The sequence below is a fragment of the Pseudomonas sp. S49 genome, assembly GCF_009866785.1.
Classification (GTDB): Bacteria; Pseudomonadota; Gammaproteobacteria; order Pseudomonadales; family Pseudomonadaceae; genus Aquipseudomonas.
This window is the reverse complement of the sequence record NZ_CP019432.1, coordinates 2,620,112-2,634,607: the sequence shown is the minus strand read 5'-3', so window position 1 is coordinate 2,634,607 and position 14,496 is coordinate 2,620,112. Positions and strand designations below refer to the sequence as shown.

Sequence of the window (14,496 nt, the reverse complement as noted above, 5' to 3'; positions counted from 1 at the left end):
GTGATCAGGCACTTTCACTGTTCTGGGCGACAAACAGCACCACTTGCCACGGACTGCTGGTCAGCTTCGCCGCCGGTGCCGCAATGACCAGCGGCAGTTGCGCGTCGAACCACGTGCCTTCGGCCGTGATCACAAACAACCGCGTGTCCTCGCCGACGCTGTAGGCCACCTGTTCGCTGCGGCTCATGACCTGGTGCGGCAAACCGCTCATGCGTTGACGACTGAGCAGCGCAATGTGCGGCGCCGAGGCGATGATCGCGCCACGTAACCAGTCAATTGCCGCTTGTTCGCTGGCACCGTTGGGCATGCGCAGACCGATCACCAGCCGCTGACTCGGCTGCTCGTCCGGCAGTTGGATGGAAAAGCTGTGCTCACCGCGCTCGAACGGCAGGCTGCGGTAGCCGGCGCGGATCAGTTCGAGGGTGGTTTCCAGCCATTGCAGCACCACGTCATAACCGCGCTGCAACTCGAGAAAATCCAGCGGTGCAAACGCTGGTACACCGGCCAGCGGATCGAGCGCCGCCCAGGCGCCAGCCAGGCCGAGCAGGTGCACATACAGAGACTGCGGATGAGCAACGCGACTGCTCAGCGCGCCTTCGACTTCCGGCAGGCGTGCCCACAACGCGGTCAACTGCCGGCGGATTTCCAGCGCGTCGTCCTGATTGCCAGCCTGTTGCGCCTGGCGCAAACGGCCGCCGAGAAACAGGAACTTCTCCCGCGCCCGCGCGCAGAGGCCGGCGATGCGTCGCCCCAGCGCAGACTCCGGCAGCAGCAGCGGTGTTGGCGCGGTGTAAGTCAGCGGCAAGAAGCCGCCGCCCTCCTTGCGGATTTTCAGCAACGGCAGGCAGATCGAATCGGCTTTGTTCAGTTGCGTGCACAGGCGTGGATTAGGTCGCCACACGGTGATCGACTCAGGAAATTCACCACTGGTGAGATCCGGCAATGCGTCACCCACCACCGATTGCAAGCGGCCCTTGAGCGGCAGCAACTGCCCGGCACGCCACATCGGGCTGATCGCCAGGTACACGGTGACAGTGGCATCGTCGGTGGCATCGATCGCCGCACTCACATCCAGTTCCAGTGCCGGCCCGATCCCGGCCTGCAAATCCACCGGCAGGCCGTCGGGCATCGTCCCTTGCAGCGACAATACGCGCACCACGCCAGCGCTCAGCGCCGAGGGATCGAACTCCATGTGGCTGACACCCCAGAACCACGGGTTGCAGGCTTGCGCCAGATGCGCACCGAGCGCTTCGGCCCGCAGCCCTTGCAACTGAAAATGCTGCGGCAGCAATTGCATGCCTTCGTGCCAGCAAACCGCGTCAGGTAGCAGACTCATACGACTCCCTTCGACAAGGCCGCAATCCGGCGGCAGCGGTGGTGTGTCAGTGTTCGGCGTTGACCAGGCTCATCTCGCGGCTGTCGAATTTCAGCCACGCCTCACTCTGATCGTCGAGGCGCAAGCGGTGTGCTCCGGGTGTGGTATAGCTGGCGAAGACCAAAAGTCCAGCGGCCTTCTTGCCCCCCAACGGGAAGGGTTGGCGGTCGATGAATTGCCCCGGCACCAGCTCCAGTCCCCACACGCTCATCAACTGACGATAGTCGCGCTGGTACTGTTCGCGCCCGGCGAACCACTGGCTGGCACTGATGCCCGACAATTGCTTGAGCAGGTCGGGGTCGGCGACCGCAATGAAGTCCACGGCAATCGGCGTGTCGTCGTTGGCTTTGGGCGCGACGTCGAGGGTCAGGCTGTCGAGGTCGACCTTCGGCCCGAAGAGTGAGCAACCGGCCAGGGACGCCAACAGCAGTGTTAGAAAAAGTCGTCTACGCAAAATGAATTTTCCTTTTCTCGAACCTGTCCAAAAATGTTTTTGCTTGCATTTTTATAGACCTGTTCTAGCGTCTTGGGTAGTTCGGTTCCTACAGCCGAATCAAGAAGGTTTGTCAAAGGAACGACAGGTCATCTGCCTCCCTTTCTAACCTACGGTCCAGCAAGGGAAAGCGATGAACGGGCCTCCCCGATGCATTGCGCCCGCTCATCGCATCGGAGTCCGCCGACATGGCAGAAAGTACTCAGCACAAGCTCGACCGGGTGCGCCCGCCCCGAGTGCAAATCACCTACGACGTCGAAATCGGCAATGCCATCGAGAAAAAGGAACTGCCACTGGTGGTCGGGATTCTCGCCGATCTGTCGGGCAAGCCACTTGAACCTTTGGCAAAACTGACTGAGCGGCGCTTTACCGAAATCGACCGCGACAATTTCAACGACGTACTCGCCTCGATCGGTCCGCGCGCTACGTTGCAGGTCAACAACACCCTCAGCGGCGACGACAGCAAGCTCAACATCGAACTCAATTTCAGACACATCGACGACTTCGACCCGGTCAAGGTGGTGGAGCAAGTCACGCCGCTGCGGCGCCTTTTCGAGGCCCGCCAGCGCCTGCGCGATCTGCTGACCAAACTCGACGGCAACGATGACCTGGACAAGCTGTTGCGCGACGTCATCGCCAACACCGAAGGCCTGCAGGAAATCAAATCGGCCCGCCCAGACACCGCTACCCCGGCAGCTGATGCCGAGGCCCCGGCCGAACCGCAAGCCTGATCGTCCACTTAATCGAGGGGAGAATTCGCCATGCCCGCTTCAGCTCAGAAACAAGCCAGCGACAGTACGACCGAGACACTTTCCCTGCTCGACCAGATCATTCTCGACGGCCGCATGGCCCACGATGACAGTCAGCAGGATTACGCCCGCGACATGCTCGCGGAATTCGCCACCCAGGTGCTTGACGAAGGCATGGCCATCGACAAGGACACCGTGGCGATGATCAACGACCGTATCAGCCAGATCGACGAGTTGATCAGCGCCCAGCTCAACGAGGTGCTGCACCACCCCGATCTGCAAAAACTCGAAGCCTCGTGGCGTGGTCTGCACCTGCTGGTGCAGAACACCGAAACCAGCACCCGGCTGAAATTGCGCCTGCTCAACGTCACGCAGAAAGAGTTGCAGAACGACCTGGAAAAAGCCGTCGAATTCGACCAGAGCGCGCTGTTCAAGAAGATCTACGAAGAGGAATACGGCACCTTCGGTGGCCATCCCTTCAGCTTGCTGGTCGGTGATTACACCTTCGGCCGCCACCCGCAGGACATTGGCCTGCTGGAGAAGCTGTCGAACGTTGCCGCCGCTGCGCATGCACCGTTCATTGCCGCCGCCAGCCCGCGCCTGTTCGACATGAACAGCTTCACCGAACTGGCCGTGCCGCGTGATCTGTCAAAGGTGTTCGAGAGCCAGGAACTGATCAAGTGGCGCTCGTTCCGCGAGAGCGAGGATTCGCGTTACGTGTCTCTGGTGCTGCCGCATTTCCTCCTGCGCCTGCCCTACGGCCCGGACACCTCGCCAGTGGAAGGCATCAACTACGTCGAAGACGTCAACGGCACCGACCACAGCAAATACCTGTGGGGCAATGCCGCGTGGGCGCTGTCGCAACGCATCACCGAAGCGTTCGCCAAGTACGGCTGGTGCGCGGCGATTCGTGGCGCTGAAGGCGGCGGCGCGGTGGAAGGTCTGCCAGCGCATACGTTCCGCACCAGCTCCGGCGATCTGTCGCTGAAATGCCCGACCGAAGTGGCGATCACCGATCGTCGCGAGAAAGAGCTTAACGACCTCGGTTTCATCGCCCTGTGCCACAAGAAAAACAGCGATGTGGCGGTGTTCTTCGGTGGCCAGACCACCAACAAATCCAAGGTCTACAACACCAACGAGGCCAATGCCAACGCGCGGATCTCGGCGATGCTGCCCTACGTGCTCGCTGCGTCACGTTTCGCCCATTACCTGAAGGTGATCATGCGCGACAAGGTCGGCAGTTTCATGACCCGCGACAACGTGCAGACCTACCTCAACAACTGGATCGCCGACTACGTGCTGATCAACGACAACGCGCCACAGGAAATCAAGGCGCAGTACCCGTTGCGTGAAGCGCGGGTGGACGTCACCGAAGTCGCCGGCAAGCCTGGCGCCTACCGGGCGACGGTGTTCCTGCGGCCGCACTTCCAGCTGGAAGAGTTGACCGCGTCGATCCGTCTGGTGGCGACGTTGCCGCCGCCGGTTGCCGCTTAAAGCTCCAGAGAAAACCCTGATGGCGAGAGGATTTATCCCCTCGCCACGGGTTCCGTGTTCAGCCCATTTGCCTAATGTGAATTTCTTCAGGAGTTTCAAGCGATGGATGCAATCATTCTCGACCTCGGCGGCGACATCAAAGGCGACAGCCTGCTCGAAGGTTTTGCGGACAAGATCGAAGTCATGTCCTACAGCCACAATGTGGCAATGCAAGTCACCAACGACGTCAGCAACTCGGAGCGCACCTCCGGCAAACCGCATATCGGTGAATTCACGGTTACCAAGTTCGTCGACAGCTCGACACCCTCGCTCAACGAGTACTGCTGCGCCGGCAAACCGATCCCCGAAGCGGTCATCACCATCGGCCGCAACGCCGCCGAGGGCAGCGGGCAGTTGATGCCCTTCATCGTCTACACCCTCACCAACGTGGTGCTGTCCAACGTCAGCGTCAGCGGCGGCACCGGTGGCAAACCGGTGGAAACCGTGTCGCTGAACTTCACCAAGATCAAATGGGAACTCACCGCGCAGAAAGACGACGGCACCAAGGAAGGCACCGCTGCGTCGACCTGGGACATGGCCGCCAACAAGCTTGTCAGCTAACCCGGCGTCCTGGCCATGGCAGGCACCGGCATGCGCGCACCGCTGTTCGAACGCCTCGCGTCCAGCGAGGCCGAGAACCCGCGCGCATTCGATCGGCAGGACTTGCTCGACTCGGTGCACGCCGAGCTCGGGCGCCTGTTCAACACCCGCCGTGGCCCACTCACACGGACCACGCCAGCGAGTGTGATCGACTACGGCATCGCCGACTGGAGCGCCTTGCAACAGCAGCGCAGCGATGATCGGCGCAAGCTGGCGCGAGACATCCGCGAAGCCATCAGTCATTTTGAACCGCGCCTGCTGTTGGGCGAAGTTCAGGTCAATCCGTTACCCGAACATCCGCAGCGAATGAGCATTCGCTTGCTCGGCGAGTTGCGCAGCGGCCAGCAGCACTGGCCGGTGGCGTTTGTCATCGAGCCCGGCGGCGAGGGGCTGGAGGTGCGCCATGAGCGACTCGATTGACCCGCAACTGCTCGACTACTACCAACGCGAACTGACCTGGCTGCGTCACGCTGGCAGCCAGTTTGCCGAACGCTATCCAAAAGTCGCGCGGCGCCTGGAACTGTCCCCGGGCGAATGCCCCGATCCCCACGTTGAGCGTTTGCTGGAAGGTTTTGCACTGCTCGCCGCACGCCTGCAACGGCGCCTGGATGACGACTACGCCGAGTTCAGCGATGCGTTGCTCGAACAACTCTATCCGTTGGCGATGCGGCCGTTGCCGTCCTGCGCCATCGTGCAGTTCGAGCCGGACCCGAGCAAAGGCAACCTCGACGACGGCTATACCCTGCCCCGTGATACGCCGTTATTCGTCACCACCAGCAAAGGCGAGAGCATTCACTTTCGCACCTCGGCCGCCGTTCGTTTATGGCCGATCGAAGTCAGCGAGGCACTGCTGCTGGGCAGCGATGAAGCCCAGGCGTTAACCGGCGTCGCGCAGTCGCGCTCGGCGTTGCGTTTGAGCCTGCGTTGCCTGGGCGAGAGCCAATGGACAGATCTGGGCATTGAGCAATTGCGCATCCATCTGGCCGCGTCACCGGTGGTCAATGCATGCCTGTATGACCTGCTCGGCGCGCATGCGGTGCAGGTGCTGGCGGGGTCGCCGGGCAGTGTTCCGACGGCGCTGAAAGGCTTGCCGAACATCGTCGGTTTCAGCGATGACGAAGCACTGTTGCCGGATGAAGACGGTGTCCATCCAGGCATGCGCTTGCTGGCCGAGTATTTTGCTTTCCCGGACAAATTCCACTTTTTCGATCTGCCGTTGCGCGGAGTTTCCAGCGACAGTCAGACCCTCTATCTGTACATCGTTTTCGACCGTGCCCCCGCTAGCCGCCTGCACTTGCAGGCCAGCGACATCACCTTGGGCTGCGCGCCGGTGATCAACCTGTTCCCACGGACTTCCGAACCGCTGCGTCCCGATGGTACGCGCAGCGAGTATCGACTGATCGCCGACAGCCACCGCGAGAACAGCGTCGAGATCCACAGCATTCGCGGCATGCGCGCCAGTACCCGCACCGGCGTGCAGCGCCTGCCGGCGTATTACGGCAGCCAGCACAGCGCTGGCGATCAACAGCGTTACTGGCATGCGCGGCGGGTCAACGGCATGACGCCAAACCGCCTCGGCAGCGATTTATTGGTGAGCGTGGTCGACACCCGTTTTGAACCGCAAACCGACCTGCCCGACTACAGCCTTACCGCCGAGTTGCTCTGCACCAACCGGTATCTGGCGCAAAGTCTGCCGGCCGGTACGCCGCTGGGCTTCGAGCGCCCCGGCCCGGTCGCCTGGGCACGCCTGCGCAATTCGCCGAGTGCGCAGAGTCTGCCGCGGCTGGACGGTGATTCGCGCTGGCGTCTGGTGTCGCAACTGACCCTCAATCATCTATCGCTGGTCGAAGGGCCGCAGGCGCTGGATGCCTTGAAAGAGATTCTGCATCTGCACAATCTGCGCGATGAGGCCAGCGCCTTGAGACAGATCGAAGGTCTGCTGCAACTCAGCTGCGAACGGGTGATCGGCCATGTCGGCGCCGATGCCTGGCGCGGCTGGCGCAATGGTCTGGAAGTGCAGTTGCAGCTCGATCCGCAGCACTTTGTCGGCAGCAGCGCGGTGCTGTTTTCGGCGGTGCTGGCGCAATTCTTTTCCCTGTACGCCACGGCCAATCGCTTTGTGCGCACCGTCCTGATGCAGTCCGACAAGGAGGTCAAGGCATGGCAACCCCAAGCCGGCATGCCCCTGTCGCTCTGACCCTGAGCCAACGCCTGCGCCGTGAGCCGCAGGCCTTCGAATGGCTGCAGGCGTTGCTGTTGCTCGAACGCGAGCAGCCGCAGGCCGATCCACTCGGCAGCGGCACCTCGCCGCAGACCGAAGCGCTGAAACTGCGCGGGCCACTGACACCGGCGTTTGCCGCCAGCCAGATCGAAGCCCTGCACGAAGAGCCTGGCGAACCGCTGACACTCGACACACCGATATTCGGTCTCGGCGGCCCGGACGGCCCTCTCCCCTACGCCTATCAGGATTGGCTGCAACAACGGGCGCGGGCCAAGGATCATGCACCGGCCGCGTTTCTCGATCTGTTCCAGCATCGCTTGCTCAGCCTGCTCTACAAAGTGATGCGCAAACACCGGGTCGCGTTGGGTTTTGTCACGCCGGGGGCTTCGCCGGTGCAGGCGCAATTGCGCGCACTGACCGGTTTGCTGCCCAAGGCTTTGCAGGAGCGCCAGGCTGTTCCCGACTGCGCCGTGCTCGCGTGCACGGCGTTGTTTGCCGATGGCCGTCGCTCACTGGCGGGGTTCGCCGCGATTGTCCGGGAGCAGTTTGGCGTGCCGGTCGAATTGAGCGCTTACGAAGGTGCCTGGCGACAGATCCCGCCGGCCAGCCGCAGCGTGATCAAACCGGGTGGACGCAACTTGCAACTGGGCCGCAGCGCCGTGGCTGGCACGCGGGTCTGGGATGAACACGCCGGCATTCGCCTGACCCTCGGGCCGTTGCCATCGATACAGGCGGCGCGCTTTCTACCGGATGGCGAATCACACCCGGCACTGGCCAGCCTCGCCGGGTTGTATTTCGGCCCGGATCTGGACGTCAGACTGGTGCTGCGGGTGCGCGGGGCCGGGCCGCTGAAACTCGCTCGCCAGACCCCGGTTCTGCTGAGCTGGAACGGCGGTTTGCAGCGTCAGGCCAGCCTCGGCGTGCAAACCATCGAAACCCGCCTTCGTCAGCTGGAGATCACCTGAACATGGAACTGGCCAGCCTGATCGGACGCCTCAACCCGGACAACCGTCGTGCCCTCGAACGCGCCGCGCAGCGCTGTTTGCAACGCGGCCATCACTTTGTCGAGATCGAACATCTGTTGCTGGAACTGCTCGACATCGAGGGCGGTGATTTGGCTTTTCTGCTGCCGCGTTTCGGCCTGGAACGTGATGCGCTCACAGCGGAGATCAACAAGGCGCTGGACCTGTTCAAGGCGGGCAGTACGCGCACACCGGCGCTGTCGTCGCACACCCTCGGTTTGCTCGAAGATGCAGTGGTGCAGGCCAGTGTGCTGGGGCTCGACAGCATTCGTTCCGGGTTGCTGTTGTTGGCGTTGATCGATCGCGATGAGCGCCGCAGCTTGTTGCTCAACAGCGCCTCGTCGTTGCTGCGGATTCCCAAGGAAGCACTCAGGGCGAATCTGCTGGAATGGACGGAAAACTCTCGTGAACATGTCGGTGCGCGTCCGGGTTCATCGGCCAATTCAGCCCCACGCCGGGACTCGGTGCTCGATCAATACACCCAGGACCTGACGGCCGACGCGCATGCCGGGCGCATTGATCCGATCGTGGGTCGCGACGGTGAGATTCGCCAGTGCATCGACATTCTGCTGCGCCGTCGGCAAAACAATCCGATTCTGGTCGGCGCACCGGGTGTGGGTAAAACCGCCGTGGTCGAAGGCCTGGCCCTGCGCATCGCTGCCGGGGATGTGCCGCCGTCGTTGCAGGAAGTCAGCCTGCGCGTGCTCGACCTCGGTCTGTTGCAGGCCGGTGCCGGGGTCAAAGGTGAATTCGAACAGCGCTTGAAGGGCGTGATTGACGCGGTGCGCAGTGCCGACAAACCGATCATCCTGTTCATCGACGAAGCCCATACCCTGATCGGTGCTGGCGGTGCCGAGGGTGGCAGCGATGCCGCCAACCTGCTGAAACCGGCGCTGGCTCGGGGTGAGTTGCGCACCCTCGCTGCCACGACGTGGATGGAATACAAAAAATATTTCGAGAAAGACCCTGCCCTCGCCCGCCGCTTTCAACTGGTGCAGGTTGAAGAACCGGACGAAATCACTGCCGTGGAAATGCTTCGCGGCGTGGCCGCCAAACTTGAACAGCACCACGGCGTACAGGTGCTTGATGCCGCTATTCATGAAGCGGTGAAGCTCTCGCACCGCTACATTTCCGGCCGCCAGTTACCGGACAAAGCCATCAGCGTGCTCGACACCGCGTGCGCCCGCGTCGCCCTCGGCCAGCATGATGTGCCGCCGCCGCTGGAGAGCCTGCGCCACCGCCAGCAAAGTCTGAAAGAAGAAGTCGACCGTCTGCGCCGCGAACAGGCCACCGGGCTGGACCACCGCGAACGCATCACGCTGCTGGAAAGTGAATCGAAGACCAATGTGCAAGCCATCCGCGAACTGGAAACCCGCTGGGGCGAAGAGCGTGTAGCCGTACGCGAACTGCTCGACACGCGTCGTGAACTGCTGACCTTGAGCGAACGTGCCGACAGCGACAAACCCGATGAAGCCACCGACAGCCGCATCGATCATCTCGCCGCCGAGCTGTTGCGCCTTGAGGCCGGACTCGACGCGATTCGTCAGGACGATCCACTGGTGCCGGAACAGGTCGACACCAAAACCGTCGCCGCCGTGATTGCCGGCTGGACCGGCATCCCCGTCGGCAAAATGCTTGCCGACGAAGCCCACGCTGTGCGCACCCTCGGCCAGCGCATGGGCCAACGAGTGATGGGCCAAAGCACCGCGCTCAATACCATCGCACAACGCTTGCAAGCCTATCGCGCCGGACTCACCGACCCGCAAAAACCAGTCGGTGTGTTCCTGTTGGTCGGCCCCACGGGCGTGGGCAAAACCGAAACCGCTTATGCCCTGGCCGATGCGTTGTACGGCGGTGAACGCAACCTGATCAGCATCAATCTTTCGGAATATCAGGAAGCCCACACCGTCAGCCAACTCAAAGGCGCACCACCGGGTTATGTCGGTTATGGCAGCGGCGGTGTGCTGACCGAAGCGGTGCGGCGCAAACCCTATTCGGTGGTATTGCTGGATGAGATCGAGAAGGCACACCCGGATGTGCTCGAGGCGTTTTACAACGTGTTCGATAAGGGCTTGATGGAGGACGGCACCGGGTTGGTGGTCGATTTCAAGAACACCGTGATGCTCGCCACCAGCAACGTCGGCGCTGAGCTTCTACTTGATACGCCGGTTGCACAACTCGGCTCCGAAGCCTTCAACGAAGCCCTGCACAAGGTCCTGCTGCAAGCCTTCCGCCCGGCGTTTCTGGCGCGCATGACCGTGGTTGCCTATCGGCCGCTGGATGAGGCGACGCTGGAAGGGATTGTGCTCGCCAAACTTGAGAAGTTGCGTGGCCGCTACAAGGCAGCGACCGGCAAACAGTTCGAGTTTGATTCGGGAATTGTCAAAGCGGTGCTCGCCAAGTGCAGCGCGGCGGGTGCGCGGGATGTCGAGAATGTGTTGATGACGCAGGTGACGGGGAAGTTGGCAGAGTGGGTGTTGGAATAGCTTGACGTGATAGGGAGAAACCAATCTCAGTAGTTGCGTGCTAACAGCGGTTCATTCTCAGCGATGCTCCCGTCCAGACGGGCCTTTCAACCATCCAGCGGCAGATAAAAAATGTCCAAATACCTATCGCAAGTCCTCCTGTCTTTCCTTTCAGGACACGGTGACGACACCATCAATAACGGGACGAACTCCATAATCGCCAAAGGAAATACAACCGGGGTCACTTCGCACTCGTTCATTGCCAATACAACATCCCCTCAAACCGTCGCACAGACAGCGTCCGGAACGATGGGGCCATGGCGTCTCTACGTGCGTGGTCATGGCAGTCATTCCAAGCAAACGCTGGGATCATTCTCCGTTGATCAGGTTGCCTGGTATCTCAGTGAGTGTGGGCTCGGCACCAACTTGCCAGACGTCATTTCGGTGACTTCGTGCAAATTGGCACTCGGCACAGATCAATCCACCACCGAAAAAGTTTTTCAGCCCTCTTATGACAGCTTCGTCGGCAGGCTACATAAGCTGCTTGGAAACAAGTACAACCTGTACACCACCATGCACGGCAGAACAATGAACAATAGTGTCGTTAAAAATGCAGGCGCCCATACAGGTCGAAAAACAACCCGCACGCCAGGGGGCAAACATCTTCATCAACAGTCATTCGCAAAAGTTACTTACTACTGGGATAGCAGCAAAAACCAGCAGGTGAAATTTTCCTATAACGAAATGGAGATTGACGCCGAAGTCAGCGAAGCAATGGATATTGACTGGACTCCCGACATGATGGACATCGGGTAAGCGCTGACAACGTCTACCCATAAATAAACAAACAGTCCCTCCCATCCCCAACCGAGAAGCGGTGCATCATGTGCAACTTCAAAAAGATAATTACGATCGAAAGCATTATTGATGAGTTTCGGCTAACCATCGACCCCCATCAAAGCAAACCGCTGGAGTACACCATTTACTCTGCACCTGCTCGTTTCGATGATTCCACTCCGCTGAATTCCGCTGAGAACCAAACCTGTTTCTATCGGGCGATGACCGCCGAAGAGTTCGAGGCGTTCCGGTTCGGCACCGTGTTATCCGCCGCTGGCCATCAGGGATTCGCATCATTCCGCAACTACAGCAAAGCCTACCTCAACAAAATGTTCGGGCGTAGTAACTATGCGGTACTCGTCGAAGTTTATGCTCCCCAATGGATCAAGGAGCTTTACACCCACGGGTGGTCAACCGGAAAGGCGGAAAGCGGCGACATGTCTTGGGGTATTGGCCAGACTCAATCCAATGGTTGGACCAACAAGGGAACAATCAAGGCTTCCAACAAAAACCTCGCCCGCTCCCCTCTAAGCATATTTCAGACCACTCGTCGTACATTCAAAGTCGTCAATCTCATCATCAAAGCCAAAACCAAGAAAAATGAAGCCCTTAACGCGCCTTCCGACGCACCATGGTTCGGCATATTCAGCACGATAGACACTGACCTGATTTCACCCAAGGACATCGAGTTACTCAAGAAAAGCAACGGTTTTTCATCAGATCTTCCGCGACTACCAATCAGTGAATCTCGTGATGAAAATGGAATACCCACAGATGGCAACTGTTTGTTCCATACGCTCTCAAGATGTCTTCAGCAAAGGGGTATGCATGGAATATCACACGAGGACCTCAGAAACTACGTTTGCTTGTACATGGATAACAACCCGGCCTTCTGTGAAACCTGGGGCATCACGGTGGCGTACATTACAAACATGCGACTATCCGGAACTTGGGGTGGAGGTATAGAAATAGCGATCATTGCGCAAATATATAATGTAAAGATCAACGTCATGATCCCCAATCAGGGATTTACTTCAATGATTGCGTTCAATGCAACGACTGAAACAGCGCCCATTCAAATTGAATACAGAAACGGCAATCACTACACCACGCCGTGAGTGCTGCCAGCGGAAAAAATCGTCACCGTCCTCCATGAACTGAAAGCTCACCAAAGGCCAATTCATGCCTCGCGCCACCGACAGCAGCACTACGATTTCACTCACCGCCACTTCGCTGTCGGCGCTGTTCCCTGAGTCGTTTTCAGGCGACGAAGCCCTGAACATATTGGGTTCACAAACCCTCAACGGTCTCAACGACGGCACTTCTCTTACGCTGACCAGCGCTATCGCTACCCACGTCACCACCACTCTGCACAACGATGCGCAGATGCGCGAGTTCGACGCACTGGTAGCCGAGATCCGCCAACTGCCCGCCGATGCCACAGCCGAGCGCTATAAGATCCTGCTCAGACCGTGGCTGTGGTGGCTGACCCTCGCGAGCAACAACCGGGTATTCCAGAACCTCGCCACGTCGGACATCGTCACGACGATTTTCAAGGCTCACGGCTTCACCGATTTCAAACTCTCGCTGACCGGCAGTTACACCCCTCGCGAATACTGCGTGCAGTACGGCGAAACCGATTTCGCCTTCGTCTCGCGGTTAATGGAAGAAGAAGGCATCTTCTGGTTCTTCACCCACGATGAAGGCAAGCACACGCTGGTGCTCGGCGACAGCAACGATGCCTTCGTACAGATACCCAACGGGCCGACGGTCAAGTATTTGGGGCAAGGTCTGGGTGAGCGTGAGTTGCACGGCATTCGCTCCGGGCAGGTGTGCCTGCAAGCTGTGGCCGGGGTGTATCGGGCGACGGATTATGAGTTCACCACGCCGACAACCTCACTGTACGACCAGGCCGAAGCTGTGGCCGGGCCGCTTTCGATCTACGAGCATCCGGGCGGCTACAACGCCAAGGCGCGCGGTGATGCGCTGACCAAGCAACGGGTTGACGGCTTGCGCAGCGAAGAGAAACGCTTTGTCGGTGAAAGCGATTGTCGATGGCTGGTGCCGGGGCACTGGTTCACCCTCGAAGGGCACGACGATGCCAGTCTGAACATCGATTGGGTGGTGACGCGAGTCACCCATGACGCCAGCCACGACAGTTATCGCAACCGCTTCGAAGCCATCCCCAAAGCCACGCCGTTTCGCCCGCAACGTGTGACGCCAAAGCCGCGCATGCATCCGCAGACTGCAATCGTCGTCGGTAAATCCGGTGAGGAAATCTGGACCGACGAATACGGCCGGATCAAGTTGCAGTTCCCGTGGGATCGCGACGGCAAGAACGATGAAACCAGCTCCTGCTGGGTGCGCGTGGTGTTGCCTTGGAGCGGCAAAGGCTTCGGCATGCAGTTCATCCCGCGCATCGGCCAGGAAGTCATCGTCACGTTTATCGACGGTGATCCGGACCGGCCACTGGTCACCGGTTGCGTTTATAACGGCGACAACGCCCTGCCCTATGCCCTCCCGGCCAACCAGACGCAATCGGGAATCAAAACCCAGTCATCCAAGGGTGGCGGCGGTTTCAACGAGCTGCGCTTCGAAGACAAAAAGGACGCTGAAGAAGTGTTCTTGCAGGCGCAGAAGGATTTCAACATCAACGTGCTCAACGACACTACCGCCACCGTCGGCCACGACGAAACCCTCACCGTGCAGAACGCGCGCACCCGCACAGTGAAGGACGGCGACGAGACGGTGACGCTGGAAAAAGGCAAACGCAGCGTCACGATTCAGACCGGCAGCGACAGCCTCGATGTAAAGGACAGCCGCACGGTGAAAGTCGGCGCCGACCAGAATCACAGCACCGGCGGCAATTACACCGACAAGGTCACCGGTGATTACAGCCTGACGGTCGACGGCAACCTGACGATCAAGGTCAGCGGCACCCTGACCCTGCAAAGTGGCGGCAGCTTCACGATCAAGAGCGGCGCCGATCTGGCGACGTCCGCCAGCACCTCGATCACCCACAAGGCTGGAACGGCCTTGACCAATCAGGCCGGTACTTCACTGGACAACAAGGCTGGAACCACGCTGACCAACGACGCCGGCATCAGCCTGACCAACAAGGGCGCAGCCTCGCAGACCGTGGATGGCGGCGGCATGCTGACCATCAAGGGCGGTCTGGTGCAGGTCAACTGACAAGGAGCA

General features: G+C 60.0%; 12 protein-coding genes. 10 read left to right on the top strand and 2 right to left on the bottom strand.

Features of this window, described 5'->3' with window-relative positions; translation table 11 throughout:
- Positions 1 to 4: 4 nt before the first annotated feature.
- Both tssK and PspS49_RS11695 read right to left on the bottom strand, forming a co-directional pair.
- Positions 5 to 1,336, bottom strand: a complete 1,332-nt coding sequence (gene tssK, locus PspS49_RS11700; protein ID WP_160039367.1) for a type VI secretion system baseplate subunit TssK — start codon at positions 1,334 to 1,336, stop codon at positions 5 to 7.
- Between the two features lie 46 nt (positions 1,337 to 1,382).
- Positions 1,383 to 1,829, bottom strand: a complete 447-nt coding sequence (locus PspS49_RS11695) for a type VI secretion protein (RefSeq protein WP_127926751.1) — start codon at positions 1,827 to 1,829, stop codon at positions 1,383 to 1,385.
- 227 nt (positions 1,830 to 2,056) lie between these two features.
- Between PspS49_RS11695 and tssB the strand changes: the two genes are divergently transcribed.
- The 10 genes from tssB to tssI all read left to right on the top strand — a co-directional run bounded on the left by tssB (position 2,057) and on the right by tssI (position 14,487).
- A complete protein-coding gene (tssB, locus tag PspS49_RS11690) occupies positions 2,057 to 2,599 on the top strand; it encodes a type VI secretion system contractile sheath small subunit (RefSeq protein ID WP_127926750.1) in 543 nt (180 codons plus the stop codon).
- Positions 2,600 to 2,629: 30 nt separating this feature from the next.
- Positions 2,630 to 4,111, top strand: a complete 1,482-nt coding sequence (tssC, locus tag PspS49_RS11685) for a type VI secretion system contractile sheath large subunit (RefSeq protein WP_007911038.1) — start codon at positions 2,630 to 2,632, stop codon at positions 4,109 to 4,111.
- Positions 4,112 to 4,213: 102 nt separating this feature from the next.
- Positions 4,214 to 4,711: an Hcp family type VI secretion system effector gene (locus PspS49_RS11680; RefSeq protein ID WP_150650720.1), complete on the top strand. Its 498-nt coding sequence runs from the start codon at positions 4,214 to 4,216 to the stop codon at positions 4,709 to 4,711.
- Positions 4,712 to 4,726: 15 nt separating this feature from the next.
- Positions 4,727 to 5,170, top strand: a complete 444-nt coding sequence (gene tssE, locus PspS49_RS11675) for a type VI secretion system baseplate subunit TssE (RefSeq protein ID WP_150751806.1) — start codon at positions 4,727 to 4,729, stop codon at positions 5,168 to 5,170.
- Positions 5,154 to 6,947 carry a type VI secretion system baseplate subunit TssF gene (tssF, locus tag PspS49_RS11670; protein ID WP_160039365.1) on the top strand — a complete coding sequence of 598 codons (1,794 nt, stop codon included), beginning with the start codon at positions 5,154 to 5,156 and terminating at the stop codon, positions 6,945 to 6,947. The genes tssE and tssF overlap by 17 nt, the downstream gene beginning before the upstream one ends.
- Positions 6,911 to 7,936 carry a type VI secretion system baseplate subunit TssG gene (tssG, locus tag PspS49_RS11665; RefSeq protein WP_150751804.1) on the top strand — a complete coding sequence of 342 codons (1,026 nt, stop codon included), beginning with the start codon at positions 6,911 to 6,913 and terminating at the stop codon, positions 7,934 to 7,936. The genes tssF and tssG overlap by 37 nt, the downstream gene beginning before the upstream one ends.
- Before the next feature lie 2 nt (positions 7,937 to 7,938).
- Positions 7,939 to 10,479 carry a type VI secretion system ATPase TssH gene (gene tssH / locus PspS49_RS11660; protein ID WP_127926745.1) on the top strand — a complete coding sequence of 847 codons (2,541 nt, stop codon included), beginning with the start codon at positions 7,939 to 7,941 and terminating at the stop codon, positions 10,477 to 10,479.
- A gap of 111 nt (positions 10,480 to 10,590) precedes the next feature.
- Positions 10,591 to 11,274: a hypothetical protein gene (locus PspS49_RS11655; RefSeq protein ID WP_174245056.1), complete on the top strand. Its 684-nt coding sequence runs from the start codon at positions 10,591 to 10,593 to the stop codon at positions 11,272 to 11,274.
- Positions 11,275 to 11,342: 68 nt separating this feature from the next.
- Positions 11,343 to 12,413: an OTU domain-containing protein gene (locus PspS49_RS11650; RefSeq protein WP_150751802.1), complete on the top strand. Its 1,071-nt coding sequence runs from the start codon at positions 11,343 to 11,345 to the stop codon at positions 12,411 to 12,413.
- A 64-nt stretch (positions 12,414 to 12,477) separates the two neighbouring features.
- Positions 12,478 to 14,487, top strand: coding sequence for a type VI secretion system tip protein VgrG (gene tssI, locus PspS49_RS11645; protein ID WP_160039363.1), 2,010 nt, complete (start codon positions 12,478 to 12,480; stop codon positions 14,485 to 14,487).
- Positions 14,488 to 14,496 lie beyond the last annotated feature (9 nt).

Bases quoted from the DNA above. Each gene is read 5' to 3' on its own strand.
- tssK (WP_160039367.1), bottom strand. From the start codon at position 1,336: ATGAGTCTGCTACCTGACGCGGTTTGCTGGCACGAAGGCATGCAATTG.
- tssB (WP_127926750.1), top strand. From the start codon at position 2,057: ATGGCAGAAAGTACTCAGCACAAGCTCGACCGGGTGCGCCCGCCCCGA.
- tssC (WP_007911038.1), top strand. From the start codon at position 2,630: ATGCCCGCTTCAGCTCAGAAACAAGCCAGCGACAGTACGACCGAGACA.
- PspS49_RS11680 (WP_150650720.1), top strand. From the start codon at position 4,214: ATGGATGCAATCATTCTCGACCTCGGCGGCGACATCAAAGGCGACAGC.
- tssE (WP_150751806.1), top strand. From the start codon at position 4,727: ATGGCAGGCACCGGCATGCGCGCACCGCTGTTCGAACGCCTCGCGTCC.
- tssF (WP_160039365.1), top strand. From the start codon at position 5,154: ATGAGCGACTCGATTGACCCGCAACTGCTCGACTACTACCAACGCGAA.
- tssG (WP_150751804.1), top strand. From the start codon at position 6,911: ATGGCAACCCCAAGCCGGCATGCCCCTGTCGCTCTGACCCTGAGCCAA.
- tssH (WP_127926745.1), top strand. From the start codon at position 7,939: ATGGAACTGGCCAGCCTGATCGGACGCCTCAACCCGGACAACCGTCGT.
- PspS49_RS11655 (WP_174245056.1), top strand. From the start codon at position 10,591: ATGTCCAAATACCTATCGCAAGTCCTCCTGTCTTTCCTTTCAGGACAC.
- PspS49_RS11650 (WP_150751802.1), top strand. From the start codon at position 11,343: ATGTGCAACTTCAAAAAGATAATTACGATCGAAAGCATTATTGATGAG.
- tssI (WP_160039363.1), top strand. From the start codon at position 12,478: ATGCCTCGCGCCACCGACAGCAGCACTACGATTTCACTCACCGCCACT.